The organism is Trichocoleus sp. AS-A1 (assembly GCF_039962015.1).
In the GTDB taxonomy this organism is placed as follows: Bacteria; Cyanobacteriota; Cyanobacteriia; order Cyanobacteriales; family FACHB-T130; genus FACHB-T130.
Genome location: NZ_JAMPKG010000001.1, coordinates 126,791 through 153,165 on the forward strand (window position 1 = coordinate 126,791; position 26,375 = coordinate 153,165).

General features: G+C 46.9%; 30 protein-coding genes. 15 read left to right on the forward strand and 15 right to left on the reverse strand.

Annotation, left to right across the window (positions count from 1 at the left end):
- Window positions 1-142 precede the first annotated feature (142 nt).
- Complete coding sequence (gene phaA, locus NC994_RS00580) at window positions 143-1,333, reverse strand: acetyl-CoA acetyltransferase PhaA (protein ID WP_190436176.1); 1,191 nt, start codon at window positions 1,331-1,333, stop codon at window positions 143-145.
- A gap of 364 nt (window positions 1,334-1,697) precedes the next feature.
- On the opposite strand from phaA, the gene NC994_RS00585 reads away from it, so the two are divergent.
- Both NC994_RS00585 and NC994_RS00590 read left to right on the forward strand, forming a co-directional pair.
- Window positions 1,698-1,979: a hypothetical protein gene (locus NC994_RS00585; protein ID WP_190430600.1), complete on the forward strand. Its 282-nt coding sequence runs from the start codon at window positions 1,698-1,700 to the stop codon at window positions 1,977-1,979.
- Window positions 1,980-2,396: 417 nt separating this feature from the next.
- On the forward strand, window positions 2,397-3,623 hold the full coding sequence (locus NC994_RS00590) for a sensor histidine kinase (protein ID WP_190436179.1): 1,227 nt from the start codon (window positions 2,397-2,399) through the stop codon (window positions 3,621-3,623).
- A gap of 46 nt (window positions 3,624-3,669) precedes the next feature.
- On the opposite strand, the gene NC994_RS00595 is transcribed toward NC994_RS00590, so the two are convergent.
- Window positions 3,670-4,077, reverse strand: coding sequence for a response regulator (locus tag NC994_RS00595; RefSeq protein ID WP_190436182.1), 408 nt, complete (start codon window positions 4,075-4,077; stop codon window positions 3,670-3,672).
- A gap of 405 nt (window positions 4,078-4,482) precedes the next feature.
- Here NC994_RS00595 and NC994_RS00600 point away from each other — a divergent pair, with 405 nt between their 5' ends.
- From NC994_RS00600 to NC994_RS00610, 3 genes are all read left to right on the forward strand, one after another.
- Window positions 4,483-5,016, forward strand: a complete 534-nt coding sequence (locus tag NC994_RS00600) for a vitamin K epoxide reductase family protein (RefSeq protein ID WP_190430598.1) — start codon at window positions 4,483-4,485, stop codon at window positions 5,014-5,016.
- 93 nt (window positions 5,017-5,109) lie between these two features.
- On the forward strand, window positions 5,110-5,307 hold the full coding sequence (locus tag NC994_RS00605) for a hypothetical protein (RefSeq protein ID WP_190436185.1): 198 nt from the start codon (window positions 5,110-5,112) through the stop codon (window positions 5,305-5,307).
- Between the two features lie 408 nt (window positions 5,308-5,715).
- Complete coding sequence (locus NC994_RS00610; RefSeq protein ID WP_339380190.1) at window positions 5,716-6,744, forward strand: chemotaxis protein CheB; 1,029 nt, start codon at window positions 5,716-5,718, stop codon at window positions 6,742-6,744.
- Between the two features lie 208 nt (window positions 6,745-6,952).
- Here the strand turns inward: NC994_RS00610 and NC994_RS00615 are convergent, their stop codons facing one another.
- Window positions 6,953-7,378 carry a nuclear transport factor 2 family protein gene (locus NC994_RS00615; RefSeq protein WP_190436189.1) on the reverse strand — a complete coding sequence of 142 codons (426 nt, stop codon included), beginning with the start codon at window positions 7,376-7,378 and terminating at the stop codon, window positions 6,953-6,955.
- Window positions 7,379-7,499: 121 nt separating this feature from the next.
- Here NC994_RS00615 and NC994_RS00620 point away from each other — a divergent pair, with 121 nt between their 5' ends.
- A complete protein-coding gene (locus NC994_RS00620) occupies window positions 7,500-8,006 on the forward strand; it encodes an N-acetyltransferase (protein WP_190436192.1) in 507 nt (168 codons plus the stop codon).
- Window positions 8,007-8,128: 122 nt separating this feature from the next.
- Window positions 8,129-9,091, forward strand: coding sequence for an aldo/keto reductase (locus NC994_RS00625; RefSeq protein ID WP_190436195.1), 963 nt, complete (start codon window positions 8,129-8,131; stop codon window positions 9,089-9,091).
- A 47-nt stretch (window positions 9,092-9,138) separates the two neighbouring features.
- Here NC994_RS00625 and NC994_RS00630 read toward each other — a convergent pair whose 3' ends face one another.
- On the reverse strand, window positions 9,139-9,372 hold the full coding sequence (locus NC994_RS00630) for a hypothetical protein (RefSeq protein WP_190436197.1): 234 nt from the start codon (window positions 9,370-9,372) through the stop codon (window positions 9,139-9,141).
- A 310-nt stretch (window positions 9,373-9,682) separates the two neighbouring features.
- Between NC994_RS00630 and NC994_RS00635 the strand changes: the two genes are divergently transcribed.
- The 5 genes from NC994_RS00635 to NC994_RS00655 all read left to right on the forward strand — a co-directional run bounded on the left by NC994_RS00635 (window position 9,683) and on the right by NC994_RS00655 (window position 13,567).
- The gene (locus tag NC994_RS00635; protein ID WP_190436200.1) at window positions 9,683-9,922 is read left to right on the forward strand and encodes a hypothetical protein; all 240 of its coding nucleotides are present in this window, start codon (window positions 9,683-9,685) and stop codon (window positions 9,920-9,922) included.
- A gap of 383 nt (window positions 9,923-10,305) precedes the next feature.
- The gene (locus tag NC994_RS00640; protein ID WP_190436203.1) at window positions 10,306-10,686 is read left to right on the forward strand and encodes a hypothetical protein; all 381 of its coding nucleotides are present in this window, start codon (window positions 10,306-10,308) and stop codon (window positions 10,684-10,686) included.
- A gap of 186 nt (window positions 10,687-10,872) precedes the next feature.
- Window positions 10,873-11,079: a chlorophyll a/b-binding protein gene (locus tag NC994_RS00645; protein WP_190413854.1), complete on the forward strand. Its 207-nt coding sequence runs from the start codon at window positions 10,873-10,875 to the stop codon at window positions 11,077-11,079.
- A 98-nt stretch (window positions 11,080-11,177) separates the two neighbouring features.
- Entirely contained in the window at window positions 11,178-11,648 is a 471-nt protein-coding gene (locus NC994_RS00650; RefSeq protein ID WP_190436207.1) for a DUF4383 domain-containing protein, read from the forward strand.
- Window positions 11,649-11,935: 287 nt separating this feature from the next.
- Window positions 11,936-13,567 (forward strand): NAD(P)/FAD-dependent oxidoreductase, encoded by a 1,632-nt coding sequence (locus tag NC994_RS00655; RefSeq protein ID WP_190436210.1) that lies wholly within the window; start codon window positions 11,936-11,938, stop codon window positions 13,565-13,567.
- A 105-nt stretch (window positions 13,568-13,672) separates the two neighbouring features.
- Here NC994_RS00655 and NC994_RS00660 read toward each other — a convergent pair whose 3' ends face one another.
- The gene (locus tag NC994_RS00660; protein WP_190429206.1) at window positions 13,673-13,918 is read right to left on the reverse strand and encodes a hypothetical protein; all 246 of its coding nucleotides are present in this window, start codon (window positions 13,916-13,918) and stop codon (window positions 13,673-13,675) included.
- A gap of 15 nt (window positions 13,919-13,933) precedes the next feature.
- Window positions 13,934-14,470, reverse strand: a complete 537-nt coding sequence (locus NC994_RS00665; protein ID WP_190436213.1) for an HAD-IIIA family hydrolase — start codon at window positions 14,468-14,470, stop codon at window positions 13,934-13,936.
- A 453-nt stretch (window positions 14,471-14,923) separates the two neighbouring features.
- Between NC994_RS00665 and NC994_RS00670 the strand changes: the two genes are divergently transcribed.
- Window positions 14,924-15,112 carry a hypothetical protein gene (locus tag NC994_RS00670; protein ID WP_190436216.1) on the forward strand — a complete coding sequence of 63 codons (189 nt, stop codon included), beginning with the start codon at window positions 14,924-14,926 and terminating at the stop codon, window positions 15,110-15,112.
- Window positions 15,113-15,214: 102 nt separating this feature from the next.
- On the opposite strand, the gene NC994_RS00675 is transcribed toward NC994_RS00670, so the two are convergent.
- The 4 genes from NC994_RS00675 to NC994_RS00690 all read right to left on the reverse strand — a co-directional run bounded on the left by NC994_RS00675 (window position 15,215) and on the right by NC994_RS00690 (window position 18,380).
- The gene (locus tag NC994_RS00675; protein ID WP_190436219.1) at window positions 15,215-15,931 is read right to left on the reverse strand and encodes a Crp/Fnr family transcriptional regulator; all 717 of its coding nucleotides are present in this window, start codon (window positions 15,929-15,931) and stop codon (window positions 15,215-15,217) included.
- 237 nt (window positions 15,932-16,168) lie between these two features.
- Window positions 16,169-17,221, reverse strand: a complete 1,053-nt coding sequence (phaC, locus tag NC994_RS00680) for a class III poly(R)-hydroxyalkanoic acid synthase subunit PhaC (RefSeq protein ID WP_190436222.1) — start codon at window positions 17,219-17,221, stop codon at window positions 16,169-16,171.
- A gap of 7 nt (window positions 17,222-17,228) precedes the next feature.
- Window positions 17,229-18,131 (reverse strand): poly(R)-hydroxyalkanoic acid synthase subunit PhaE, encoded by a 903-nt coding sequence (locus tag NC994_RS00685; RefSeq protein ID WP_190436225.1) that lies wholly within the window; start codon window positions 18,129-18,131, stop codon window positions 17,229-17,231.
- A gap of 111 nt (window positions 18,132-18,242) precedes the next feature.
- Complete coding sequence (locus NC994_RS00690; RefSeq protein WP_190668214.1) at window positions 18,243-18,380, reverse strand: hypothetical protein; 138 nt, start codon at window positions 18,378-18,380, stop codon at window positions 18,243-18,245.
- A 288-nt stretch (window positions 18,381-18,668) separates the two neighbouring features.
- Here NC994_RS00690 and NC994_RS00695 point away from each other — a divergent pair, with 288 nt between their 5' ends.
- Together NC994_RS00695 and NC994_RS00700 are read left to right on the forward strand one after the other, a co-directional pair.
- Window positions 18,669-19,259, forward strand: a complete 591-nt coding sequence (locus tag NC994_RS00695; RefSeq protein ID WP_190413845.1) for a sigma-70 family RNA polymerase sigma factor — start codon at window positions 18,669-18,671, stop codon at window positions 19,257-19,259.
- Window positions 19,260-19,266: 7 nt separating this feature from the next.
- Window positions 19,267-20,037 (forward strand): anti-sigma factor, encoded by a 771-nt coding sequence (locus tag NC994_RS00700; protein WP_190436228.1) that lies wholly within the window; start codon window positions 19,267-19,269, stop codon window positions 20,035-20,037.
- Between the two features lie 198 nt (window positions 20,038-20,235).
- On the opposite strand, the gene NC994_RS00705 is transcribed toward NC994_RS00700, so the two are convergent.
- From NC994_RS00705 to NC994_RS00725, 5 genes are all read right to left on the reverse strand, one after another.
- The gene (locus NC994_RS00705; RefSeq protein ID WP_190436231.1) at window positions 20,236-21,507 is read right to left on the reverse strand and encodes a tetratricopeptide repeat protein; all 1,272 of its coding nucleotides are present in this window, start codon (window positions 21,505-21,507) and stop codon (window positions 20,236-20,238) included.
- 109 nt (window positions 21,508-21,616) lie between these two features.
- Window positions 21,617-22,873, reverse strand: a complete 1,257-nt coding sequence (locus NC994_RS00710; protein ID WP_190436234.1) for a tetratricopeptide repeat protein — start codon at window positions 22,871-22,873, stop codon at window positions 21,617-21,619.
- Entirely contained in the window at window positions 22,873-24,219 is a 1,347-nt protein-coding gene (locus NC994_RS00715; RefSeq protein ID WP_190436236.1) for an ATP-binding protein, read from the reverse strand. Before NC994_RS00715 ends, NC994_RS00710 begins: the two co-directional genes overlap by 1 nt.
- Window positions 24,220-24,348: 129 nt before the next feature.
- A complete protein-coding gene (locus tag NC994_RS00720) occupies window positions 24,349-25,407 on the reverse strand; it encodes a cysteine hydrolase family protein (protein WP_190436241.1) in 1,059 nt (352 codons plus the stop codon).
- Window positions 25,361-26,368 carry a methylenetetrahydrofolate reductase gene (locus NC994_RS00725; RefSeq protein ID WP_190436244.1) on the reverse strand — a complete coding sequence of 336 codons (1,008 nt, stop codon included), beginning with the start codon at window positions 26,366-26,368 and terminating at the stop codon, window positions 25,361-25,363. Before NC994_RS00725 ends, NC994_RS00720 begins: the two co-directional genes overlap by 47 nt.
- Between the last annotated feature and the right edge of the window lie 7 nt (window positions 26,369-26,375).

Sequence of the window (26,375 nt, forward strand, 5' to 3'; positions counted from 1 at the left end):
TATCTTGATTTTGTCGTTGATCCAGTTCTCTTCCACCTAGCCCAGGTTAGATGTTTTGGTTTAGTCCACGAAAAGCTGAGTTGAGTTACTGAACCAAGAATTCTACGGCTATACGTTGTAAAAGCCTTGGAAGTGTCAATTATCAAAGCCGCTCAATTGCGATCGCAGTTCCGCCACCAGTTCCATGACACACCGATGCCAGTCCCATCTGTCCATTTCGCTCCTGTAAGGCGTTGAGCAGCGTGACGATAATTCGCGCCCCCGACGCACCGATGGGATGCCCCAGCGCGATCGCTCCTCCATAGACATTCAGCTTCTCGTAAGGAATGCCCAGCTTCCGGTTGAACAGCACGCTACTCAGAGCAAAAGCCTCGTTGTTCTCGAACAAGTCAAAATCGTAGATTCTCATCTTGAGCTTGTCTAAAAGCTTGTTGACTGCCAGAATCGGAACCTCTGGGAAGCGCCAAGTTTCTCCACCTATCGACGCTCCCCCAAGGATACGGGCTAAGGGTTTGAGGTTATAGCGTTCTACCGCCATTTTGCTTGCCAAAACTAAAGCTGCGGCTCCATCGGATATCTGACTGCTGTTTCCAGCCGTGAACACCCCATCTTCCCGAAAAGCCGGCTTTAGCTTGGCAAGGCTCTGCAAGGTGGTTTCGGGGCGAATTCCCTCATCTTTGTCCACGAGTTGCAAACCTTTTTTCCCCTCTATTCTTATTGGTGCAATCTCCTTGTTGAACCAGCCGTTCTCGGTTGCGATCGCTGCCCTAGCTTGTGAATATAGCGCTACTTCGTCTAAATCCTTCCGCGTCACTTGGTAAGCTGCTGCCAGCCGCTCAGCTTGCTCTCCCATCGTTTCGCCGGTCGTGGAATCGGTAAGACCGTCGTAAAGTAAAATATCGCTGAGTTGCTCTGGCGCACCCAGTAGCATTTTATACCCCCATCTGGCTCGATGCGACAGGAAAAACCCTGCCTGGGACATGGATTCCATGCCGCCAGCAAGTATGATTTCCGCTTCGCCAGAGCGGATAGCGGTGGCGGCGTTCATCACGCTCATCATGCCCGATGAACACACCATATCCACTGCATACCCGTTGACCGTCTGGGGAATCCCAGTTTTGAAAGCTGCTTGACGGGGCAAAGACTGCCCGTGTCCCGCTCTGAGGACGTTACCAAAGATATAGAGGTCTAAATCTTCCCCCGAAACTTCCGCCCGATCCAACGCTGCTTGCATGACGTGGGCACCTAATTCTACTGGGGAAAAACCCGCTAACGCACCTCCGAACCGACCGAGCGGTGTCCGTACTGCCGAGACAATATAGGCTTCTTGCATACATCCTCATTATTTTTTACAATGTCAGGTCTTGTAACTTTACTAACTTAAGGCGGGATATTTCTTGAGGTTACTTTCATTAGTTGCAGGAAGGTTTCACCATTTACAATAAAGTCGAACTAAAGCCAGCCATTGTGATAGCTTCCCGCAAATAAATTAACCCCTATTCTGCGACAGAGGGATTTTTCCCAAGACCGTAACGCCGAAATTCAAAAGACGCTTTTTTGTAAATTATATTTACAATTAACTTAAAAAATTTAGTTTATTTATAAATCATCCATTAGAGCTAAGCACCAATTATTATTTGATTAAGATAGTGGACAACTCATCGGTATTCCATAAGAAAGTAACAGGAGTAACACTAATGGATTGGGCAAATAATTTTGAGCAGTTTACCAGACAGTTAAGCGAGTTGCAGAGTGGTATTCTCAAGAGCTGGACTTCTACCATGCCGACTATGCAAGGTTTCAATACACCCAGTTACCGCGAGAATTTCGAGAAAATTTTGAAATTTCAGGAAGAAGTGCTGGCAAGTTCTCTGCAATTTCAGGCTTTGCTGGCTCGTCTGTCAATCGAAACTCAGAAGCAATTGTGGGAGGGATATTTTAATACGATCCGGAGTACACAAAGCCAAAAATCTGAGTGACTATTAGAGTTGTTTTTGAGATACGAGTGGTTTCAGTTTTTTTAGAGTTTGTTTGTAAAACAATTTACTTTGCAAACATCCTCTAAGGATTAATAAAGCTCGCCAATGTATTTCTTGGGAGCTTTTTTTACTATAAAACAGTTTTGGAAAAAAGTTTTATAGTCGCTTCTTATCATCAAAGCTTTCAATCTAGTAAACAAGCCACAAACCAAAATAAACCTGCTAATTTATTTAATCCTCTACCTACAGAAAGGACATAATGTTAAGCAAGCTTGTACTTTTGAATACAAAGGCCGAAGCTGAACTTTGGAAAGATTTCCTAAAGTCCAGTTACCCGACAAGTAAACTGCGCGATCGCTCAATGTAGAATGATGCCAAGAAGGTTTTGACCGATTCCTCCTCACGCCTCTTGCCATCATGGATTTTAGCCAATTGCTTGTTAGAAAAATAGACGCGATCGCCAAAAACTGGGTTGAAGCAGTCCGCTTGGATAGGCAGATTTCCAGCACTGACGATTTACCCAGATCGGCGATCCGGAATCATATTCCTGATGTGCTAAAAGCGATGGCAACTGTACTTTCCCGCTCCCAAGAAAACGATATTCAGTCCATCGTCCAGAACAGTTTGCATCATGGTGTTCTGCGGGCTGAACAAGGTTTCGCTACCACTGAAATTGCGCGAGAGTATCGTCTACTGCGCCAGACGATCTTTTCCACTTTAGAGGCAGATTTACTAGAGGGTACGGTTCCGGAAGTGATGCGAACCTACAATGCAATTGACGCGACCATCGACGAAGCGATCGCCCAATGCTTCAAAAGTTATGTAGAGGAGCGATTGCAAGAACTACAGCAGGTGCAAAGTCAGGTAGAGTTAACCAATCAAGAACTCACTCGCTTGGTAAAAGCGAATCAGGATAATCTCTCTCAACTAGCCCACGAACTGAAAAATCCTCTGAATTCAATTATTGGCTACTCGGAGCTGATGTTACGCTCTTCACGAAAGAATGTTGAAGTTCAAGACAATTTCCCGAATCTGGAACACATTGAGCGCGTGCTACGCAATAGCAGGCACTTACTGCGCCTGATCAACGATACCCTGGAAATTTCCCGGTATTCAGCAGGGAAGATAGAACTGCACCCAGAACTAATAGATGTACGCTCTTTAATCAACAATGTAGTTGAAATGTTGGAGCCTTTGGCAGCAGCCAAAGAGCTACAAATGGTGGTTGATTGTGATTCGGCTAGTGCCGATAGTTCTGCTGCACGCGCTCCTGAAAAAGTGCTGACAGACGCCTTGCGATTGCAGCAAATTGTCACGAATCTTTTAAGCAACGCAATTCGCTACACAGAGACAGGAAGTGTCCAATTAACGTGTCAGATGTTATCTGATAACCGCTGGTCTATTGCAGTGAGCGACACTGGTATTGGCATTGCTCCTGAAGACCAGGCGCGGGTTTTTGACCCCTTCTTTCAAGCTGGAACTCGCGATCGCATGCCCGATAGCACTGGCTTAGGTTTGGCAATTGTCGCCCAACTGGTAAACCTAATGCAAGGCAAAATCGAGCTGGTATCCCAGGTTGGCGTTGGCTCCACCTTCACCGTCATCTTGCCCCTAGAAGTGAAAACCCTGGAATCAATTTCTTGAATTTTGGTTTTATCTGGTTTTTGTTTTAACTGTATAATTCTTGAAATTATTGAGAAGGATTAACGATACTTTTCAATCGCAAAGATGCTTTAATTCTTGCCATTAACTCCTCAAAATCAATCGGCTTCCGAATGAAGTCATTCGCTCCTAACTCTAATCCTTGAGGGATATTAGCACTCTCACTTGCCGTAATCATCAGAATCGGAATAAAAGGGAGTTGCGGATTTTCCCGAATCCGCCGAGTTACTTCATAACCATCCATTCCTGGCATCATGGCATCCATCAACACTAAATCCGGTGGCGATGCTTCTATCTTGGCTAACGCTGACTTACCATTTCTAGCGCTATCAATCTCATACCCTTCTTCCGCCAAAATCTCCTCTAGGAGGGATACATTATCCTCTAGATCATCTACCAATAAAATGCGTTTAGCTTGAGATTGAGACGATACCATAAAATCGACCCTCCATTTGGGGAAAGATGCTTATAAAAGCTTTTAAATTTTCCAATCTTTTAAATAATAGTTATTTGCTTACTAGCTAACCTCTTACCTAAGGGGAGTTTCACTTAAACCAACGAAAAATCGTGAGAAGAAAAAGAAATCTAAATGTTAAGCCAATTTGTAATTTTGAATACAAAAAGAGATGAAGTGTAACATTTTATAACTACCTCCAGCGTCAGAGGTAGGCATCAAACCGATTCGTGAAAATGGTAAGCAATTTATTCGAGTATCAGCATCGGCAGCATTGGGCGCGATTGCTGCCGAATTGGATGCAGACTGCGTATTCTATTCGTCGGTTGAAAACTCCGTGCAAGCTGATGCGACCGTCAACGCATACGTTATCGAGGATTGCGCTTCATGGAGCCACAACAACTAAGTCAGGAACTGCGGAAAGGACAAAACCCTCACATGAGCCGTCGCCGAGCGATTATCGGCTTGTCTATGCTAGGGGGTTCGATGGGACAGCTCGTTACCCTATATCAGACCGGGATTATTAGCCATCTACCCGATCCTCCCGGACAAACGCTTTTCGATGCAGACCGCGTTGACGCATCTAACTATGCTTACAGCCGATTTAACTCACCCGATGGCCCGATAATGGTCCTTACTTACGCCATCACCGCTTGGCTGGCGGCTGCGGGTGGTCTCGATCGCGCTAGACGCAACCCGCTCTTACCCATTGCAATGGGTATCAAGATCCTGATTGACGTGGTGACTAATCTTGAGCTAGCTCGTGAAGAGTGGAGCGAGAACAAAGCCTTTTGCGAGTACTGCCAGGTGGCGACGGTTTGCTCGTTAACGTCTCTAGTGCTGGCAGCGCCTGAAGTGATTGCCGCTACTCGCGCCTTGCTGGGACAGGGCGACAAGAACACCGCAGACGACGCACAGTAAACGATACCAGGAAAGCGCGAAGCACCCTCAATTCCTTGCTTAGGGGCATGGCAGTATGCCCCTACATGAATGATCGGTAAGGGATAAATTAAGTTGGTTGTTGCGATTGGTGAGCGAGAAGTGCGCGATTCTCTTTCGGAGACGCTACGCGATCGCTTGGACAATCCCGAAGATTTCGAGCGGATTCAGCAGACGGTGGAAATGTTCAAGGATGTTTTGCCGGAATTGATTGTACAGGATGCCCTATTTCATAGGGGTCTGGCAAATCTTAAACCCGTCACTAAACTTTGACCGGAATTGAGGAGATTTCATCAGATAGTGGTTGAGCGATCGCTGATTTAAGGCGTTAAACGAGCAGTGGATACGATTGGTTAAGCCTGTAATGCTTATAGAAAGAGCATTACAGGCTTAGTTTTGTCTTCTCCTCCTGAGAAGAGAATTTTGCCTAGATTGACCAACAATCAGACAGTTGCTCTTAGCGACCATTTTTCCCCTGCTAGACAAAGGCGAGTTTCGATAAGCTGGAAGAAACGAACAAGCGCAAGCAGCCTATAAGTTTTTGCTGTTAGCAGTCACAAGAGGATACCACTTACTATTTTTACCATTCATAAACGACTGGACTTGAGTGAGTAGATGCGTTCTACTCTCGCTAAAAATCATGAATTCCGCAAGGTAATCGCCTTTAGTCAAGGAAGATAAGTGATAAAGCCTGAGATCGTCGTCATTGGAGCATCGGCGGGAGGGATGGAAGCCCTGAAAAAGCTCCTTGCTCAACTCCCCTCCAATTTTCCCGGTGCTATTTTTATTGTTTGGCATATTGCCCCAGCGTATCCAAGTGTTTTGCCCCAAATTCTGGATCGGGTTTGCTCGCTGCCAGTCGCCCATGCAATTGACAAAGAGGCAATCAAACCGGGACGGGTTTATGTTGCTCCCCCCGATCACCATCTGCTTGTCGAATCGGGGTATGTCCGAGTCACGAAGGGCCCGAAAGAAAATCGCTTTCGTCCCTCGATTGACGTCTTATTCCGCTCTGCCGCCCGGAGCTATGGAAATCAAGCGATCGGGGTGGTTCTTACTGGAATGCTTGATGATGGGGCATCTGGGCTGTACGCAGTGAAGGAGCAAGGCGGGAAAGCGATTGTCCAAGACCCTTTTGATGCACTTCACGCCTCCATGCCTATCCAAGCGATGAAAGCGGTAGAGGTTGATTGGTGCGTCCCCGTCGCAGAAATGGGCGCTTTATTGATTGAGATGACAAACGAAGCCGTCGAGAAGAAAGGAGGACATCTGGTGTCTGAGCAGATGGACATTGAAGTCAAAGTAGCGCGGGAAGACAATGCTTTTGAGAGCGGCATCATGAAGCTTGGGAAGCTCTCTCCCTATACCTGTCCAGAGTGCCACGGGATGCTTCTGCAACTGAAAGAAGGCAACATTATCCGGTTCCGTTGCCATACAGGACATGCCTATTCCCTAAATTCTCTGCTTGTAGAAGTAACGGAGTCTATTGAAGCCTCACTTTGGAAAACACTTCGCGGGATCGAGGAGAGCGAAATGTTAATGAGCCACATGGCTAAACATCTGGGCGAAACGAACGATAGTGAGATGGCGGAACGCTTTTTGCAAAAATCCGAACAAGCAAATAGGCGAGCTAGCCTAGTTAGGCAGGCGGTGATGAGCCACGAAACCCTAAGTCAGGAGAAGATAATTAACCTGGATGGGTATGAGTAGCGACCAACCAAAAGCTTACAAATCGCCCAAGTTTGCCAAAAATCGACACGATTAAATCACCGCCCTATCTACAATTCACTGAGATATTGAATCAGGCAAATAACTTTTGAACCGCCATCCTTCAGGCTACCGCCCGCGATCGCAGTACTGAAAAATACGCTAGGCACCTTTTGAACTATCGAGTCTACCTCCACGGCTACTGCTCAGGCTACTGCTCAGACGTTCCCGACTCAATCCGTGCCCCTAGCTGAAGAATCCGTCCGAGATCGTCAGCGTTTCGCCAAGTTTCCAGTATCTTGCCGTCAGCAATCCAATGAATGAACGTAGCCGTGAATGTCTGAGGCTGACCGCGACCGGGTATACCAAGGAAACTGTCTTGGACACAGGTGTTGATCGCACGCACGGCAACTTTGTCACCCTCAGCAATTACGTCTTCAATCGTCCATTTCTGCTCGATAGGACCCATTGTCCGAAAGAGTTCGCGAACCCCGTCCGGTCCAGGGATAAGCTCTGGCGGACCACCATGCATCCTCCAAGTCGGGGCAGTCATCTCGCAGATATCCTCAATCTTGTGTTCGTTGATGAGTTCAAACCAGCGCCGAGCAATTATTTTGTTGTCCTCGATAGAAGACATCGCTGCCCCTCCTAAGAGTGAGATTAGAAACTGAATGCTACACACCCATGCAAACCCTAACAGCTACCTTCCGCGATCGCTTATGAATTTTGCAACACAATCAATCAAGTAATCCTCCGTAATGAATCTAACAATCAGAAAAGAAGTTACTTCTGATGTGGCGGACATCAAAGCATTGACAACTGCCGCATTTCTCAATGCCCCCCATACTAGCCACACTGAGCAGTTGATTGTTGATGCCTTGCGTAACTCAGGGAACTTGACAGTTTCTCTCGTTGCCGAGGTGAATGGACAAATCGTTGGTCATGTTGCTGTGTCCCCGGTTTCCATTTCCGATGGGAGTCAGGATTGGTATGGACTCGGTCCGATCTCTGTCGCTCCGGAACATCAAGGCATTGGAATCGGGTCACAGCTTATGAAGCAGGCGTTGACTACTCTACGGGAGCTTGGTGCAGGTGGATGTGTATTGCTTGGCGAACCAAAATACTACAACCGTTTTGGTTTCAAGAGCCAGCCAAATCTCGTTCTCCCCGATGTCCCACCTGAATACTTCCAAGCGATTTCGTTCGGCGCACGGATACCCAGTGGAGTTGTCTCATTCCATGAGTCATTTAGCGTACAGGGCTAACACCGCTATTACAAGATCCAGCTCTCGTGTGCCTCTAGCAAGATGTTATGAAATTTTCCTTGCGTTTGAATTTGCTCATAGCTATATGCACTTAAGCAATCGGTGACAGCCAAGGAGAACAGATGTCAGAAAGTACGCCAAACTCAGAAATGCTATATCGAACTCTCGGCAGTACAGGAGAGCGCGTTTCTGCGATCGGACTCGGTGGCTGGCACATCGGATTGAAGAACGTTGATGAGCAACTGGGTATCCGGATTGTTCGCGCTGCGATCGATCGTGGCATCACTTTTATGGATAACAGTTGGGATTACAACGGCGGAGTCAGCGAGATTCGCATGGGGAAAGCGTTGCGCGATGGCTACCGAGACAAAGTATTCCTGATGACGAAAATTGACGGTCGCTCCAAGAAAGAAGCTGCAAGACAGCTAGACGAATCACTGGAACGTCTGCAAGTTGATTGCATCGATCTCGTCCAGCACCACGAAATCCTCCGGTTCGAGGACCCGCATCGAGTTTTCGACCCAGAAGGGGCAAATGCCGCTTTGATAGAGGCGAGGGAAGCTGGCAAAGTCCGATATATTGGCTTCACCGGGCACAAAGACCCCCAGATTCATCTGCATATGCTGGAAGTTGCAGCCAGCTATGGGTTTAAGTTTGATGCGGCTCAGTTGCCGCTGAATGTGATGGATGCCCACTACCGAAGCTTTGCGAAGTTGGTTGTGCCAGAACTGGTTAAACAGGACATCGGCATTCTGGGGATGAAAAGCATGGCAAACGGGATTCTGTTACGGTCAAATACGGTAACGCCAATTGAGTGTCTGCACTATGCATTGAATCTGCCGACATCGGTTGTGATTACGGGAATTGACAGCATGGAGATTCTGGATCAGGCGTTTGAGGCGGTGCGGACATTTCAGCCAATGAATGACGAGCAGGTGCGATCGCTTTTAGCAAAAACGGCAGAAGCCGCATCGCGCGGCGAGTTTGAGCCATTCAAAACTTCATCAATTTTCGACAGCACTGCCCAGCATCTAGATTGGCTGGGAGAGGAACCACAGCGCATTCAGCAATTGATGCCAACGTGATCGAAGACGCGATCGCAAGTTTATTGCTATTTCTCAAGATCGCAACCCTACATCTGTTTCAGTAATGCAGACAATTTTGTGCCTAGCCACTCCTGTTCAACGAGCCGTAATCTGGAGCCAATCATATAGTCTTGATAACAGGTACGGATGATACACAACCGCTCATGTTGATAGCGCAATAGCACCACATACCTCTCATCGAACAGTTCGATACGAAGAACATCGGACAGGGGTAGGTGTACCCAACGTCGGCGAAATGGGGTAAACAGTTGTAATCGCAACGCTTGAGGATCGATGACAATCTCTACAACCGTCTATTGCAAATGATAGCTTTTAGATCGACTTTCATCAAAGCAGCTATTTTACACACCTTCCTAGAAGAATCACAATTTGCTTGATGGCAAGTCTTGCTTCTCGCTCAAATAAATAGCAAATGTTAACTCTAATTGTGCTTTATCATACTTTTTGGCTAATTACCCAGTAATATCTCCTATTAAATTAGTCATAGAGCCAGTCCTAACCGGAGATAGAAAACCCTTAAGAAACTAAAGAATATCCTAGTAGAATAGCCTGATTTATAAGGTGCAGTTTATGACAATAGAAAATCCTCAAGACAATCGGCAAGATGAGGTTAAATATGACCCTCAAGATAATCCTGGAAGCGAAACAACTGTACCAACCACAGAAGAGGGTGACACTCCGCTTGATGAGAGATATCGTATGACGAGTCAACAAGCCGATTCTGAAACCAGTCCCGGTGCGGAACCTGAAGCTCCAGGAGCTTCTCCTAAGGTGGTAGGCGCTCCGAATCAAGGAACTGATTCTCGTTAAAAAGATTAAAGATTCCTGAAAATTAGGCAAGTCTTTGATGAAAATGAACTGCTCGGCTCGGTTCTATCCCGCTGCTCCAAGGATTCTGGGTTGAGAGCTAGATTTAGCGATCGCAAAACCAAACACGTATGCGATCTCAGCTAACTTTGTAGGTTGGGTTGAGGGAAGAAACCCAACTCAAGGTTTGTCTGTTGAGTTTCGCCGCTCTATACAACGAACTGAAGTGCTAGTTGCTCTGACTGAAATGCTGCTTCTGGCTTGTGTATTTCGCCCTAGTTGTGGCTGATGGCGATCGCGAGTGAAGCTAGTGGAAGGGGAGAGGTTGATACCACAATAATTGTTCTAAGAGATTCACCGAGAAATTAGAAAAGAGTAATGCATCCATGCCGAATCAAGCACGTGAGCCAAATCAAGAAGTTGGCGCATCTCAACAGGCTCAAGTTTTTGCATTCTCCGATGCAGGTGGAAGTGCTGTTTTAGATGCAAACATTGCAGCAGGAGTCAGCACAAACCCAGAGGGAGAAGCGATCGCTCATCCCATTGCTTCTAATTTCTCATCCACAACCAGGACCACAGGCGATGCCAAAACTGCTGGAGCTTCAACGATTGCAGGCTCTTATGCGGCAGATGGCGAGCAGTCGGAAAAAGGTCGCGTTAATCTTCACAACAATCCCGACGTACCTGGTAGCGATGCTCAAGGAACGCTACCCGATACTGACCCAATTCAACTTCCGATCGATCCTGAAGTCAACCATCCGGAATAAAAGTTCGGGCTTTTCTTCCAAATTTTATCAGTAAATAAGGATGCTTTTTCTTGTGCCGATATTAACAGTTGAACGTTACAAATCGAATCTTTAGATATAGGTAGAATGCAATCCTAACGGTAGACAATACTAGCAAATCTACTCGATAGCATGAAATCAAAACAACGTCATTGAGAACGATTCACTATGAAAAACTCAACCATCAATACTGCTAAAACCCCTACGGTCGCTCCAGCATATAACGGTTCCGATCGCAATGCCTGGATTTTTGGCTGGAACCCACAGCAAGAGCTATGGAACGGTCGCCTAGCAATGCTGGGTTTTGTTGCCTATCTTCTTTGGGATATGGCTGGTTATAGCGTTCTTCGGGATGTACTCCACCTGGTTCGCTAGAAGTTGAATGGTCAGTTAGAAGCTGTCTGTATTTCTCCAACAGCAGCAAAACACTTGTTTAGCCCACACCCAAAATTTTAAAAAACCAAAATACTGCCATGCAAACATCAACATCGCAAACATCAACATCTTCAGTTTCTTCAATTCGTTACGCTGCTCTAATCCTAGGTCTCCTTTTCTTGTCACTTGGCTTAGCTGGATTTATGCCTGGTTTTGTCACTCCTTCTGAGAACTTTACCTCCGAACCAGGTTTCGGCTATATATTCGGAGTATTCCCCACCAACTATTTTCATAATGCAATTGGCGTTTTAGTGGGTGTTTGGGGAATTGCAGCATTTACTAGCATAAGCGGATCAATTGTGTTCAATCGCATCTTCGCTATCCTTTATGCAGCAGGTGCTATTTTAGGATTGCTGCCCTTTGCAAATACCCTGTTTGGGCTTACACCACTTTTTGGAAATAATATCTGGCTCAATGCTCTAACTGCTGCGATCGCTTTCTACTTCGGATTTATGAAGTCAGCAGAAATCGCTATGCCAAATTCATCGAATGCTCAACCTAGCGCGTAACCAGAATACCTTCTCGAAGTAGAGATAGTGTTCTAATGCTTATGGCTGGAAATTATTTCATCTGCCCTCCTTGGCTCTGATTCTGTAATGCAAAAGTAGTCCTTGTGGGACTACTTTTTTTGCGCTCGTTTCAGTATCAATGCAAGAGATAACTTTACGTCCTTGAATCACTCAACTGACGATCGCGCAACGTGTAACTTTAAGAAAGCCCCCGATAACAACGAGGGTTCTGAGTATAAAGTTGCACAGGACGTTAATTAATCTCTGCGTGAGGAGAAAAAGCTATCATGAGTCGTTCCCCACTCTTCGACAACTTAGCACGTGCTATCCGCATTGCTCGCTATTGCCAAGAGCAAAATATCTCCACCAACGCGGGAATTGAGCGAATCGCATCTTTAGAGGCATTGATGGCGGTACGGCGCACGAATCGGCGCGAATTTCTTACTGATATGGGCAAGCTGAGTGCGATCGGCGCGACAATAGGAGTAGGCTCAGGATTGCTTCACCGTACCCTCGCAGCTCCTGTACCAGCAGATGTAAAAGTTGGAATTGTGGGGGCTGGTTTAGCCGGACTTGCTTGCGGGTACGAACTGAAGAAAAACGGGATTAACGCTACCGTATTTGAAGCAAGCAATAGAACTGGCGGTCGCTGTTATTCTCTGGGAGGCGATTTTGCTGGGAGTGTTAATTTTCCCGGTCAGGTTGTGGAAAGAGGCGGCGAGTTTATTGACAACTTGCACAAGACAATGCTGGGATACGTGCGGGAGTTTAACCTCAAGACAGAAGATTTATCAAAACAGCCAGGAGAAGTTTTTTACTATTTCAACGGTCAGCGCTATTCAGAGTCAGCAGTTGTGGATGAATTCCGCAATTTTGTTGCCGCTATGCGTACCGACTTGCGATCGCTTTCTGCACAGCCAACCGCCGACAATTATACTGATGCTGACAAAAAGCTCGACTTGCTCAGTCTGCGGGACTATCTAGATAGTCGTAATGCTGGAAACCTAATTAAAGGTGTTATCAAAGCTGCTTATACTGCCGAGTACGGTTTAGAAATTGACCAGCAAAGCAGCCTCAATTTTCTCTTTTTCATTCACGCCGACAAGCGCTCGAAGTTTACACCCTTTGGTGTCTTCAGCGACGAGCGCTATCACGTTATTGGCGGCAACCAGCAAATTGTTGAAGGTCTGCGTAACCGACTGCAAGGACAAATTAACTATAACAAGCAGTTAGTAGGAGTTCGTTTTGATAGTGCAGGCAAAGTAGAATTAACATTTAATGATGCCTCATCTGCCAAATATGATGCAGTTGTCTTTGCGATTCCCTTCTCAACTTTGCGCCAAGTTGATTTAAAAGGTCTTCAACTGCCTGCCGAGAAACTATTTGCGATTAATAATTTGCGCTATGGAACCAACGCTAAGATGATGCTTGGCTTTAATAGTCGCCCTTGGGTTGCCCTTGGTAGTGACGGCTCATCCTATTCAGATTTATCAAATCATCAAAACACTTGGGAAACAAACCCACAAAATGCAACTAATAATAGAGCAGTGCTGACCGACTACTCTGGTGGAAATCGAGGCAAAAACATTAATCCTAATCAAGTTCAGCAGGAAGCAGGGGCTTTTCTCAACGACCTCAACCGCGTTTTTCCTGGTGCTTTAAAGGCAGCCACACGCAACGGCAATAATTTTTTAGTGCATCTAGAACACTGGCCTTCTAACCCCCTATTCCAGGGCAGTTACACCGGCAATCACCCCGGTTATTTCACAACAATTGCAGGTAATGAAGGTAAACCGTTTAAAAATATTTACTTTGCTGGCGAACACGCTAACTCTTTTTACGAGTGGCAAGGTTTTATGGAAGGTGCTGCTTTATCAGGTATCGATGCTGCTAAGAGAATACTTAAGACTAGAGTTTGATGTTGCACAGGTCCAGTCCCATGCCCATTGAAAGGGTACACCTACTCGTTGGGCAGCTTGTTCATCTTTCGGGCGATCGCTTACATACAGCGAATTTTGCTGCGATCATACCTCCTGCTGTGCTTGAATTTCATCGAGCAACATCTCGTCAGAGTAGGATTTTTCCCATTCACCCTGAAGTTTGAGCCGCACCGACTTCGCGCCACCACTGGGCGTACAAACGACCCAGTAGGTATCCTCCTGCCCTTTAACCTGCGCCGCATCCCGGTTTTCTGCGTTGTTGTCAAGCCCAGAATAGGCTTGAATGCACGTCCAGGTAATGCCGTCGCTATCTGTAATCTCTCGTTCCATGAGTATCCTCTCTTGTTACCGTGCTTCTGTCAGGTTGGGAGCGATCGCTTCTTGATGTTGTGCGATCCAGTCCCATGCCCATTGAAAGGGTACACCTATTCGTTGGGCAGCTTGTTCGTCTTCCGGGCGATCGCCTACATAGAGCGAATTTTGCGGAGTATGTTTGTGTCTCACCATTGCTAGTTCCAACATACCCGATCGCGGTTTGCGATACTGTCCAGACCACTTGGTTTGGCTGTGGTTATGAACATTGTGACGAGTGACGCGGAAACATTTTTTACCTTCAAAGTCGGGGCAGAAGTAGATTTCTCTCAATTCTGGGAACAACTCAAGCGTGTATTGCTGTTCCTGGATGCACCGTTGCATAGACTTATGACCTGCGGCAACTCCACCTTGGTTGGTGATACCAACAATAATCCAATCATCTTTGTAGGCGCGAATGGCAATATCAGCACCTTCAATAATGCGTTGATCTTTGGGATGTTGGAAGTATTGCTGTCCGCTGAGTGGTTCGCGGAGCGTGCCATCCATGTCTATTAGTAATAAGCCCATCGTTCCTTGATGAAATTCCCTGTGTTATCAGACATCTTAAGCTGCGATTCATTTTTTATCCTCTAGCTAATGGTATGCACTGAGTAAGAGCGATCGCCATATCAACCTATCTTCCAAATAAGTGAAATATTAAATTAATGTGTTATTCAAAATACAAAGGCGAGGGAAACTGTTTTTTATAAAATGTGATAATTCTCACGTTTGGTTCTCTCTAACTTATCTATAAATCATTGGATAAATCATCCTAAAGATAAAGTTAGAAATCGATAATTTGCTATAGCGTTAACTTGAGTTAACGGAAGATGTGCGGCGCGAACTGCAATTCGTACTGGTTGATTCCGCTGAGGATGTATTGACAGCAACCCGCTCGCCCGTAAAGCGAACAGAACTGATGTTGATTAGCAAAATCTTTTGAGCAAGGGGACGATTTAGTGAAAGCAATAGCCGGATTGGTTGCGAAGCCTACACCATACCTGTACTCAGGTTGGTGCAGGAGATGTCACCAAGAACTCACGGGCGAACAGTTACTCCACTAGGCTGGAAACTCATCTAACCGCAAGGTGGGATGCGATCGCTGTACTGGGAGCTGTAGGGTTAGCGGTACTGGCGGTGTCAGTGTCTAACACCAGTAAGCTCATCTAGCCTAGACAGGTTGCCAGACAACGGCTTTCATCAACTTTCATCAATATTGAGCTGCGAGAGCAGCTAGAGAGAAGCGATCGCTTCTTCCTCTAACAACAACTCTCAACCGTTCTTAGTGCCTAGCAACCTAACGTACTCGCCCTGGATGATTTGATAACACTCACACGAAACCGCTTCCAATTCTTCCCGATTCAGGATGGTAACTTTGCCACGAGTGTAGCGAATCAGTTCTGCCTGTTGAAGAGCGTTAGCCACCTCCGTGACACCCGCACGTCGTACACCCAGCATCTGGCTCATAAATTCATGAGTCATGGGCAACTCCTTTGACTCTACACGGTCACAGACGAGCAGCAGCCAACGAGCCAGTCTCCCCTCCAGATAATGGAGGCGATTGCAGGCAGCATTTTGGGAAACGAAGGCGTGCAGCGCCTGCATGTAGCGCAGTAGCAGACTTTGCAGTGAACCACCCCGCTGAAACTCGGTTTTCAGCACGCTTGCCTTCATCCTCATGGCAGAGTCTGGTACCTGCACCATTGCGATTGTAGTGGCGATGTTATCTCCCAAAGCGGCGGGGAGACCGACCACTCCGTCATTTCCCACTAAGGCAACTTCGACCATCGAGCCATCTGCCATCGTGGTGAGGGAAGAAACGATTGCCCGATCGGGGAAATAGACGTATTTAATTGGTTCACCAACCTCGTAAAGGACTTGTTTAAAAGAGAGCGGGACGTGCTCTAGATTGGGAACAAGGCCTTGGTACTCAGCATCTGGCAGAGCAGCTAGCAGTTGATTGACTGGCTTGGGTGAGGCTTCGGACATCGGGTATTAGGAATGTTCTAGGGTTAAGTCGTTACAAAAAACAACTAACGGCATTAGGAGAAGAACTTAAACCTTAGTCCGAATGTCACAAGGTGTTTGATGGCTAGCAATGAAAACTCGGCTTTTTATATGCTAGCGAATTAAAATTTTGTGCCGCCTCTCCCGCTTGCGGGAGAGGCGGCACAAACCTAATAGTAATACAGGGGGATATGGAGGGTTGCGATCGCATGCAATGTTCTAGACTCGCTCCTTCAGCCAATCGACAATCGTGGGAGGAAGGTCTCGCTGCACCTTACTGCTCACATACATCCCGATATGCCCGACTGGGAAGGAGCGCACGGTATAGTCTTCGCTCCTGATATACTTCTCAAGAGCCAAGGAAGAAGCCGAGGGAACTAGATGATCTTGCTCGGCATAAATGTTCAAAACTGGGATGCGGATATTCTCCAGATTTACTCGCTTCTTGCCTATCTCGATCTCGCCTTTGATGAGTTTGTTTCCCTGGTAGAAATCCTTCATAAACTGTCGATAAGCTTCTCCAGCTTGGTCAGGACTATCAAAAATCCACTTTTCCATGCGGAGAAAGTTGAGCAACTTGTCCTCATCGATAGTATCCAGAAAGTCAATATACTTCTGAATTCCTAACTGAAAGGGCTTTAGCATCAAAAACTCTAAGTTCATGAAGTCGCCAGGGATGTTCCCCAGAGTATCTACCATTAAATCCACATCCAGAGCTTGTGACCCCAGAGTGCTTCCACCCCAAACATTGAGCAGTCCCTCATTGGTGTGAAAATCCACCGGAGTGACCATAGTAATCAGGTTTTTCACCTTCTCTGGGTAAATGGAACTGTAGCAGAGACTGAAAGCGCCTCCCTGACAAATTCCTAACAGGTTGATTTGCTCTAGATTGTAGCGATCGCGTATCACATCCACACAGTTGTTGATATAGCCATTGATGTAATCGTCAAGGGTTAACCAGCGATCGCCTCGACTTGGATAACCCCAGTCGATCAGGTAAACATCCAAACCAAGGTTGAGCAAGTTAGCAACAAGCGATCGCCCTTCCTGTAAATCGACGATGTAGGGACGGTTGACTAAAGCGTAAACAATCAGGATGGGGATGTTCAGCGAAGGCTCCACCTTGGGAGTGAAGCGGTACAGCACCACCTTATCTTCGCGGTAAACCTCTTCCTTGGGTGTCACCCCAATCTGAATGTCCTCCTCGCGCAGGTGACTTAAGTTATGGGCACCCTTAAACAGTTTTTCGGTTAGCTCGGTAAACTCGTGCATTGCATCCTCAAGACACTTCGCGGCGTTGGGATTGTGCTAAAGCTTTTTTCAGGCTTTTAATTTCCTTCCGCAGTTCGTAGATGCTGTGGTGCATCTCATCGACTTCGCTGCGAGTTGGCAAGTCATTCATCTTCAGAAACACTTCCATTAGCTGTTGCTGATGGAGCCTGTAGGTCATGGCTGCATTCAAGAACTTACCCTGGATCTGAAGGGCATTTTCTGAACGGAACGTCTGTGCGAATGCTTGGTCAAATACCCTACTCCAGACTTGCTGAAACTGCCGCCAGTTCTGAAGCGTTTCGCCTTTTTCCTGGGAAGATGCCAATCGCACCAGCTGCTCACAGGCTTTCACCCAGACATCGAGCAGCACTAACTGATAGTCAAAGCTTGCTTTATAGAAATCTGTCCAGGCATCAAAGCTTTTCAGCAGTTTGTTGTTGAACTCACGGGTATATCCCAAACTTGGGCTTAAAAGAAAGTTGCCAAAGGTCTGTTGATAGTCCCAGTAGGGATTGGTGGACGGCGACGTTGCATTGTCGTCGCTCATTGCCTGAGTCGCCATCTCTAGTGGTTCTGCCCAAAATTGACCTAAGTTTTGCAGATTCTTTTCGTAGATTTGCCACAAATCAGCGTAATTGTTGAAGACGGGTTGCCAATCCTTGCCCAATTCAACCAAAAAATTTGTGTCCTTACTGGAGCTGGTCAATCTCTCCAGGAAACGCCCAAAGACCGCCTGAGTGTCCAAAAGCGGCTGGGCGTCCTTGACCTCTGCGCGAGCATTGACGAGTGTTTCCGGAGTTGTAACAGACCTCATGAGATCGAACCAGCTTTTCCACATTTTCTCCGTCTCAACCCATATATTCACCAGCTTCTCGGATTGCTCTAGCCAGGGAGTATCGTTTCTTTCCATTGCCTTTACTCAACGATTGGTGACATTAATGGGCAATCATCTGAATTCCTTGTACTTTTAGCTCAAGATGGATTCCCCAGATGTATACCAAAAGAGGTTGAAGTAAAACTGCTAGTAAGGCTTTGCCTGGTTTTCTGGCATGATGAACCAACTCAAAAAAGCCCAGAAACCAAGGCGGTATCTCTTGGAAGCTTGGATGCGATCGCATCCAAGAGCGCAGTCAGCACCCCAGCGATTGTCCAGAACCATTCCATTCGATGCTCCTCAAAAACTCAAAGCTTGCTCGGCGACATAATTAAGTAGAAACCTCATTGACAAATTAACAGTATTTTCAAATCTTATGATTTTACTGAGATTTTGGATTCCACTACTCGTAGAATTACGGAGGCGTTCAGCGGTTTTGTTGAAATAAATCCAATTAATCTTTTAGATCGTATTAAAGAAAAAGAGAATTTATCTCCTGTGAGAGATGCAGAGCAATCAAGTCCTGGAATTGACTCTGAAGAGTGATTGGCTTAGACCTACTCTCCAGAACGCATGCATCCTGACTCTCTCGATGGCAAATCAACAAATACAACGCCCCGGATGGATACAGAGCTATTTCAAGCACTTAAAGCTGGTCAATCCTCTGCTCTGGGCACTCTCTACGACCGCTATGGCGCTCTTGTCTATGGGTTAGCATTAAAAATTTTGCAAAATCCCCAAGAAGCAGAAGACCTCACTCAAGAGATTTTTCTGCATCTGTGGCGTACTAATACTTACGATCCCGCTCGTGGTTCTCTTAGCAGTTTTTTAACTGTAATGACGCGATCGCGTGCGATTGACAAACTTCGCTCTCGTGGCACCACCCACAAATTTCTAGAGCGTTGGCGTCAAACAATGACGACTGAAATCAGCTCTGCAAGCCCTTTTGAGCAAGCTTCGTTAGGAGAGCGATCGCAGCAAGTTCGGGACGCCTTGGCGCAACTTTCAGAAAATCAGCGTCAAATCTTAGAAATGTCCTATTACCAGGGTCTCAGTCAATCGGAAATTGCGGCTCAACTAAATATCCCCTTAGGGACGGTCAAAACTCGCGCTCGTCAGGGACTACTGAAATTGAGGCAAACGTTACAAGATTTTCTAAAATAGTTGCACCATGACCGAACCTTTAAATCCCGAAAACTTAGAAGAATTAATGGCAGGTTATGTCCTCGGCGATCTTAGCGCTGAAGAAGCGGAAGAATTTAGGCAAATTCTCGAAAAAAATCCGCAACTGGCTGAAGAAGTGAGTCGGTTGCAGGCATCGCTTGAACTCTTGCCCTACGCCCTTCCTGAAGTCACACCTCCCCCAAATCTGCGTTCGACGATTCTGGAAGCTGCCAATCCGACAGTTAACCCCGAACCCGCTCCAAAACAGGGTTCTTTTCCTTGGAGCAAACTTTTTGCTAGTTTGGTAGCACTATTAGCCCTAGCTTTGGCGTTTGACAATTATCGTCTGCGCCAAAATCTAAAGATAGTGCAATCTCGGCTGCGGCAAGAACTTCAAACGGTGCAGGCTCAGAAAGATGCCCTTGAGGTGCTACAACAGCGGAATACTCGTTTATATACGCTCACAGGTACAGAAAAAGCAAATACAGCGTCTGGAAGTATTCTCGTTAATCTGGACGAACAGAAAGCGGTAATCGCCTTTCAAAATCTTCCGGCTGTCCCATCTGGTCAAATTTATCGACTTTGGGCAATTGTTGACGAGAAAAAGATACCTTGTGCAAATTTTGGGGCAAGTCAGGGGGGAACTGTTTTAGAGCGAATTTCCATTCCCGTCGGTGCTTGTGGTGCTACAACCTCAACCTTAGCTGTTACCTTAGAACCCTCTAGCCTACCTCCGCAGCCAGTCGGTCCCGCAGTTATGGTCGAAAGTAGTTTGTAGCAGAGGGGAAGCAACGAGCGCTGGAATATTCGGAGGTATTTTAAAAGTGTTGAGCTTAAAAGTGTTGAGCTTAAAAGTGTTGAGCTTAAAAGTGTTGAGCAAATATTTTTAACCTTTTAACCGCTCTAAAAACCTATGGGGAATACCTTCGAGAAGGGTTTTCAGGTAAAGAAAACATACTTGAGATGCTCGCACTCACTACTTTGGTTTGACGCCCATCAGTACAGTTGCCAACCAGCTCGAAAGTATCGAACCAAGCCAGAAAAAAGCTAGGGAAATTCCGGCAAACTGAACGCCAATTTCTCCCAGAGGCGGCTCGGCTAATGATAGACCAATAGCCGCCAGCCATGCGATCGCTAAAACGATCGTGTAGGTTGCCATGAACTTTCTGGGCCATCCTGCCGGACAATTTAACATCGCCGTTATCGGTAGCAACAAAAGTCCTAGTGAGAGGGCGACGATGAGGATGTTGGTGTTTTTAGTCACCAACCACAGACCAATTGCCATTAAGATGCTTAGAAATACTGCCCCGACTAAATTTGAGTTTTTAACCTCTTGTTCGGAAAGGGTTAATCGCCCGAAGCGGTCAAACCGGAGTAATAAGGTGAATAAGGGGTCAGCAATCCAGGTAAGCAGGACAAACAGACAGTAGGCAATCACCACGAACCACAGCAAAGGGTTGCTACTTGCAGCGATGCCGCCCACTAGCAGGCGGAAAGCGAAGTACAAGCCGATACTGAAGCCCAACCTAGCTCCGTTACTCAGCCTAGAACTCCACAGGAAGTAGCGCAGCATCAGCCTGTAGAGCGGGTTCTTTGCCTTGAGCGCTTCGACGATTCCCCGTCGCGCCCACTCAAAGGTTGGTTGAAGCCGTAGTGCTTCGCGGAAACACTCTAAGGCTTTAGCGGGATATCCTCCCTGCGCCAGGAGTATCCAGCCGCGGTTGGCATAGCTTCCTGCATATTCTGGGTCAAGCGCGATCGCACTCTCAATAACCGCCTGAGCTTCTGGTAAGCGACCGAGTTGCATCAGACACATCGCTCGGTAATTTAGGCACTCCACGTCCTCTGGGTCAACGACAAGCCCTTGGGTTGCCGCTTCAAGTGCTGAGTGCCAAAGCTGTAGATTATATCGGATGCGCGAGAGTAGGGCGAAGTAGCTGGGGTTATCGGGACTCAGCCGCAAAGCCTCTTTGAGTACCGTTTCCGCTTCTAGAAGCTGGTTGTAATCGCACAGAATATAGGCCAAGACGTAGTGAGCGTACCCCCAATCGGGAGCCAAGCGAATCGCTCGCTGAGCCATCTGGGTGGCTTCCGAGTACATTTGGCGATAATTCAAGCACAGGGCGAGCAGAGTATGCGCGATCGCGCTATCTGGCTCCATTGCGAGTTCCTGTCGCAGTTCTTTCTCTGCCATTTCATACCGCGACTGCTCAATCAGCAGCTGTGCCCGCTCCAAATGTATGCCCATCAGAGTTTCAGATATTTCAGGATGTCATCTCAGGATGTCGTCGTACAAACTGCTCTTATTCGCATATAAGGCATCATTACGAGCATCAAAAACCATTCTTTTTCAGGCACTACTTTAACTTGGGAGAGCTTCTTCTGCTCAAAAAAAAGGAAAAAAGCGTTCCCAATGCGAGAACGATGAACCAAGTCAACCAGAACCAAACGTCAACACTTACAAAAGGTAGCCCTGGTAATGGAAGAACTAGCCCTGCCAGCCCAACTAACCCCATGATGGTTGTATATCCCACCATGAGGCTGCTGTGCCACCCCGCTGAAGATCGGAACGTTGCCGATACAGGCAGAAGCAACAATCCGAATAAAACGGGAGCAAACAGAGTTTTAGAATTTCCGGTCATTAACCACAAATAAAATGCGCTTACTATTGCCCAAACTAAAGTCGTGAGCCAATAGGATTGCTTAAACTTCAATTCGAGTAATAGGGTTATCAAGAGGTCTACAAACCAAGGCAAAAAGATTAACCAAAACAAAACAATCAGCGCTAACCAAATCAAAGGATTGGGATTAGTTGCAGCAAGATTCAGCAATATACGGAATCCCAAACACAAGCACGCAAAGAAGCCCAACAAAGCTTTCCCGCTCAAAAATCTGCCTAGTTTTAAACGGCGGTACGGGAATATTACACACCTGTAAACTGGTCTGTATAGTGGGTTTTTTAACTTGATCGCTTGGATGAGTCCATCCTGTGCAGATTCCAAATTGGGGTTGAGTCGGAGTGCTTGGCGGAAATACTCCCAAGCTTTCGTGGGGCTTCCTTCCCGATTCAGTATCATCCATCCCAAGTTGTTGTAGTTGAGGGCATTCTCCGGGTCAAGCGCGATCGCTTGCTCAGTCGTAGCGATTGCCTCCTCTGTTCGACCCAACTCGAATAGGGCAATCCCTTTGTTATTCAAACAGTCAACATTCTCTGGCTCTATGTTAAGCCCCTGCGTCGCTGCTTCTAGTGCCTCCTGCCATCGCTTTTGTTTAACTCGAATGTTTGATAGTAGGATGAAATGGTTGGCATTTTCAGGATTTAGGCGAATTGCCTCTTTGGTTACGTTCTCAGCTTCCAGAAGCTGATTGCGATCGCAGAGAATCCAACCCAGAACGTAATAACCATTCTCCCAATCTGGTGCCAGCTTAATTGCTTGCTCAGCTTCTTTTATTGCTTCCTCGTACTTCTTGAGAAACCTCAAGCACCAGCCTAGCCACGCATAAGCCTGGGCGCTATCTGGATCGACTGCTAATTCCTGCTGCAATTCCTGCGCCGCCATCTCATAACGCGATTGAGCCATGAGGATTTCGGCACGCTCCAAATGTACGCCCATCAGAGTTTCAGATATTTCAGGATGTCATCGTACAAACCGCTCTCATTCGCATACAAGGCGTAGTTCCGAGCCGTTGAAAACCATTCTTTTGTCGAAGGTTTCACGCTTCCCGCCGCCGAGGCTAAATCTTTGGTAGTCAGTGGCTTCGGGATACCTACTTTCATCGCTTCCGCTAACTTCTTTTCTACTGCCACATCCACCACTGCCATTAAGTCTGCGCCTGAATAATTCTCAGTTTTCTTGGCTAAGTGGTTGTAGTCAATATCCTCCACTGGCTTACCCCGACACAGCAAGCGCAAAATCGCCGCCCTTGCTTCTGCATCAGGCGGCGGTACAAACAAGATGCGGTCAAAGCGTCCCGGACGACGGAAGGCTGAGTCTAAGTGCCAAGGGGCGTTCGTTGCAGCTAGGATTAATACCCCTTCATTAGAACTCCTCACGCCGTCCAATTCTGACAGGAATTGGTTAATTACCATGCGGCTAGAATTTTGTCGCAAATCCGCACGACTGGCAGCTAAAGCATCAACTTCATCAAAAAATAATACGCAAGGTTGGTTGCGTCTAGCTTGTTCAAAAAGGTCGTGCAAATTACGTTCGCTGTTGCCCAACCACATATCTAATACATCGTTAATTCCAACAGACAGGAAACTAGAATTAATTTCGCCAGCTGTCGCACGAGCCAGATAAGTTTTACCGCAACCCGGAGGGCCGTACATTAAAATTCCGCCCCCAATTGGCTTACCGTATGCTTTGTACAGTTCCGGCTGTTTCAGGGGATAAATAATTTTCATCCGAATTTCGTCTTTGACCGCTTCCATACCGCCAACATCTCGGAATCCGATCGCGGGTTTTTCGACTGGAGTATCTTCTTCTGAGTTCGGAAAGTCTCCCACCCCTGCCCGAATTTTCCCGTCTACGACCTCTTGAACGTCCTCCTGTGCCCCAATTCCCAACCTTTCGGCAAAATCAGCATCTTTGACAGATGGATCGACTTCGACTGCCCTGCGATACTGACGGACAGCTTGTTCCACAGCCCCCGTGTTGAGAAGAAGACGCGCATGAAGCAGAAAAGCACCCGCTGGACAATCCAAGCGCTTTATTTGATCTTCCACAATAACCAGTGCTTGGGGATGCTTTCCTTGTTGATAGAAGGCACGAGCTAATCCCAATTTCAACTGCTGATTTTCGGGCGATCGCGCTAAGGCGAGGCGGTATTCTTGCTCGGCTTCCTCTGCCTGACCCAGGCTCAAAAGTGTCTCTGCAAGATGTTGTCGCAAGGGTACATTATCCGGAGAAAATCGGAGAGCCTCGCGCAGTGCCTGGATTGCATCGTTGCTGCTAGTCATCGGTAATTGGTAAGGGGTAATTGGCGATTGGTGAACGGTAATTGGTAATAATTTTTAAGGTTTAATTTTCAGATTAAAAAACTCTCTTGTTACTCAAAACTCTTTTGTTACTCAAAACTCAAAACTCACTTACCCATTCCCAATTTTAGGAAAGTCAGTCCAGGTTTCTAGGGGTTGAGTGGATTGAACCAGATGCATTCCTGCTGCGGCAAATCTAGCAAAAGCTTCTTCTGCTCCATCCGTGTAATCCACCACTCCAGGAACGACAACAGGTGAGGTGCAATCTTCTAGCAAGTACACCTTTTTCGCCAGATTAGCGTCTTTTGCTGTTATTTCTGATAACAAATCATCAATTGTCCAGGCAACGCAGTGACTCTTGGCTTGACCAGCAATAATCACCGCATCAAACGCGAGTAACTGTTGAATCAAGCTGGTATTTTTCTGAGCAATCGGGCGTCCATTTGTACTTTCCAAAACTTCCGCCCGAAGGACAGAATAATTTTCAGTTAAAGGATTGTCGCCTTTAATTTCAAACTGCGTTTGGCTATTCCGGGCAATACAGTGGAAAAAGAGTGCCTCTTCTACCGCTGACACTAAAGCGTGACCGATTCCACCCAGCATGGAATGATAAGGCCACACCGTCAGCGGATATTTACCCGCTTCACTCAAATGCTTGACATAATGCAAAGCGTGTGAGGAAAGTTCGACGTAATCGACAGCGGCAATTCCAGCAACGGCTGGATTCACCTTCCACACGCCTTGGTGAACATCCTCCGGTGTAATCATCGTGACGGCGGCGGTGGGATGTTCTCCGGCGTTGTTAATCCAGAAGATGGGGTGGAAAATTTGCATTGCCGTGTGAGTATCCATTGTGGGAGCGATCGCGCTAATGACTCCCAAATTCCGATAAATAAATTCACACAGCCGCCGATTATCTTCTACCGCACCCGTACCCGTTCTCCCACCGACAAATAATTCAAAATCGGGGATGCAAAACGTATTCTGGACATCGATTAACAATAGGCAAATGCGAGTTTTGTCCTCAGCCGCCGCTGAAATCTGGTGTTTTTTCGCCCACTCCCTCGCATCCGCTGCCCGTTGCTGATAAGGCACCCGCCAGACTTCCCCGACCTTTTTGGCATCAAAGTGAGGCGGAATCGGCAACTGCTTTGTTGTTTGTGCGTTCATTATTTTCTCCTGCTGTCGCCACCGGAGTCAGCGGTGGAATTCCGGCTAAATCGAGGATTTGCGAAATCAAATCTTCTCGTTTCACTGCCATCATATGAACCCCTTGGCAGAGTTGACGAGCTAATTTGACTTGTTCGGCGGCAATTAACATCCCTTCTTGCAAGGGATCTGAAGCAGCGGCGAGTCTATCAATAATGTGGTCGGGAATATTTACTCCAGGTACGCATCGATTGATAAATTGGGCATTCTTAGCAGATTTAAGCAGAAAAATTCCTGCCAAAATTGGCTTTCCACAGCCAGCCGCGATTTGATCCATAAATTTTTCTAGGCGGTCAAAATCGCAAATCAGCTGGCTTTGGAAAAACTGCGCCCCTGCTGCTAATTTCCGCTCAAATCGACTTTGCAACCCCGACCAGCTAGCTAATTGCGGATCGATAGCAGCACCCACGAACAAGTCAGTCGCCCCATCACTCAAGGGTTTGTCGTTCCAGTCGAAGCCGAGATTCATTTTTTTAATTAATCCCAGCAACCGCACGGATTCTAGGTCAAATACACTCTTAGCATCGGCATGATCTCCAGCTTTTACAGGATCGCCAGTCAAAGCTAAGATATTGCGAATTCCCAACGCATGGGCACCCATCAAGTCAGCTTGCAATCCGATGCGGTTGCGATCGCGACAAGCAATCTGACAAATCGGCTCGATTCCATGCTGGAGCAATATCACCGAAGCCGCCATCGAACACATCCGCAACACCGCCCGACTGCCATCGGTAATATTGACCGCATGAACCCGACCTTCGAGGGTTTGCGCCATTTTCAGCATCTCGGAGGGATCGCCGCCCTTGGGGGGTGCAACCTCGGCGGTCACTAAAAATTCACCCGATTCCACAGCAGTACGCAAATTGCTCTTGTAGGGGCGGGGTTCCCGCGTTCCTGCTGAATTTTGAATTAAATAACTCATTCTGAAG

What these genes read in the sequence shown, in the direction of transcription:
- phaA (WP_190436176.1), bottom strand. Translation starts at nt 1,333, where the DNA reads ATGCAAGAAGCCTATATTGTCTCGGCAGTACGGACACCGCTCGGTCGG.
- NC994_RS00585 (WP_190430600.1), top strand. Translation starts at nt 1,698, where the DNA reads ATGGATTGGGCAAATAATTTTGAGCAGTTTACCAGACAGTTAAGCGAG.
- NC994_RS00590 (WP_190436179.1), top strand. Translation starts at nt 2,397, where the DNA reads ATGGATTTTAGCCAATTGCTTGTTAGAAAAATAGACGCGATCGCCAAA.
- NC994_RS00595 (WP_190436182.1), bottom strand. Translation starts at nt 4,077, where the DNA reads ATGGTATCGTCTCAATCTCAAGCTAAACGCATTTTATTGGTAGATGAT.
- NC994_RS00600 (WP_190430598.1), top strand. Translation starts at nt 4,483, where the DNA reads ATGGAGCCACAACAACTAAGTCAGGAACTGCGGAAAGGACAAAACCCT.
- NC994_RS00615 (WP_190436189.1), bottom strand. Translation starts at nt 7,378, where the DNA reads ATGTCTTCTATCGAGGACAACAAAATAATTGCTCGGCGCTGGTTTGAA.
- NC994_RS00620 (WP_190436192.1), top strand. Translation starts at nt 7,500, where the DNA reads ATGAATCTAACAATCAGAAAAGAAGTTACTTCTGATGTGGCGGACATC.
- NC994_RS00625 (WP_190436195.1), top strand. Translation starts at nt 8,129, where the DNA reads ATGTCAGAAAGTACGCCAAACTCAGAAATGCTATATCGAACTCTCGGC.
- NC994_RS00635 (WP_190436200.1), top strand. Translation starts at nt 9,683, where the DNA reads ATGACAATAGAAAATCCTCAAGACAATCGGCAAGATGAGGTTAAATAT.
- NC994_RS00640 (WP_190436203.1), top strand. Translation starts at nt 10,306, where the DNA reads ATGCCGAATCAAGCACGTGAGCCAAATCAAGAAGTTGGCGCATCTCAA.
- NC994_RS00645 (WP_190413854.1), top strand. Translation starts at nt 10,873, where the DNA reads ATGAAAAACTCAACCATCAATACTGCTAAAACCCCTACGGTCGCTCCA.
- NC994_RS00650 (WP_190436207.1), top strand. Translation starts at nt 11,178, where the DNA reads ATGCAAACATCAACATCGCAAACATCAACATCTTCAGTTTCTTCAATT.
- NC994_RS00655 (WP_190436210.1), top strand. Translation starts at nt 11,936, where the DNA reads ATGAGTCGTTCCCCACTCTTCGACAACTTAGCACGTGCTATCCGCATT.
- NC994_RS00660 (WP_190429206.1), bottom strand. Translation starts at nt 13,918, where the DNA reads ATGGAACGAGAGATTACAGATAGCGACGGCATTACCTGGACGTGCATT.
- NC994_RS00665 (WP_190436213.1), bottom strand. Translation starts at nt 14,470, where the DNA reads ATGGGCTTATTACTAATAGACATGGATGGCACGCTCCGCGAACCACTC.
- NC994_RS00675 (WP_190436219.1), bottom strand. Translation starts at nt 15,931, where the DNA reads ATGTCCGAAGCCTCACCCAAGCCAGTCAATCAACTGCTAGCTGCTCTG.
- phaC (WP_190436222.1), bottom strand. Translation starts at nt 17,221, where the DNA reads ATGCACGAGTTTACCGAGCTAACCGAAAAACTGTTTAAGGGTGCCCAT.
- NC994_RS00685 (WP_190436225.1), bottom strand. Translation starts at nt 18,131, where the DNA reads ATGGAAAGAAACGATACTCCCTGGCTAGAGCAATCCGAGAAGCTGGTG.
- NC994_RS00690 (WP_190668214.1), bottom strand. Translation starts at nt 18,380, where the DNA reads ATGGTTCTGGACAATCGCTGGGGTGCTGACTGCGCTCTTGGATGCGAT.
- NC994_RS00695 (WP_190413845.1), top strand. Translation starts at nt 18,669, where the DNA reads ATGCATCCTGACTCTCTCGATGGCAAATCAACAAATACAACGCCCCGG.
- NC994_RS00700 (WP_190436228.1), top strand. Translation starts at nt 19,267, where the DNA reads ATGACCGAACCTTTAAATCCCGAAAACTTAGAAGAATTAATGGCAGGT.
- NC994_RS00705 (WP_190436231.1), bottom strand. Translation starts at nt 21,507, where the DNA reads ATGGGCATACATTTGGAGCGGGCACAGCTGCTGATTGAGCAGTCGCGG.
- NC994_RS00710 (WP_190436234.1), bottom strand. Translation starts at nt 22,873, where the DNA reads ATGGGCGTACATTTGGAGCGTGCCGAAATCCTCATGGCTCAATCGCGT.
- NC994_RS00715 (WP_190436236.1), bottom strand. Translation starts at nt 24,219, where the DNA reads ATGACTAGCAGCAACGATGCAATCCAGGCACTGCGCGAGGCTCTCCGA.
- NC994_RS00720 (WP_190436241.1), bottom strand. Translation starts at nt 25,407, where the DNA reads ATGAACGCACAAACAACAAAGCAGTTGCCGATTCCGCCTCACTTTGAT.
- NC994_RS00725 (WP_190436244.1), bottom strand. Translation starts at nt 26,368, where the DNA reads ATGAGTTATTTAATTCAAAATTCAGCAGGAACGCGGGAACCCCGCCCC.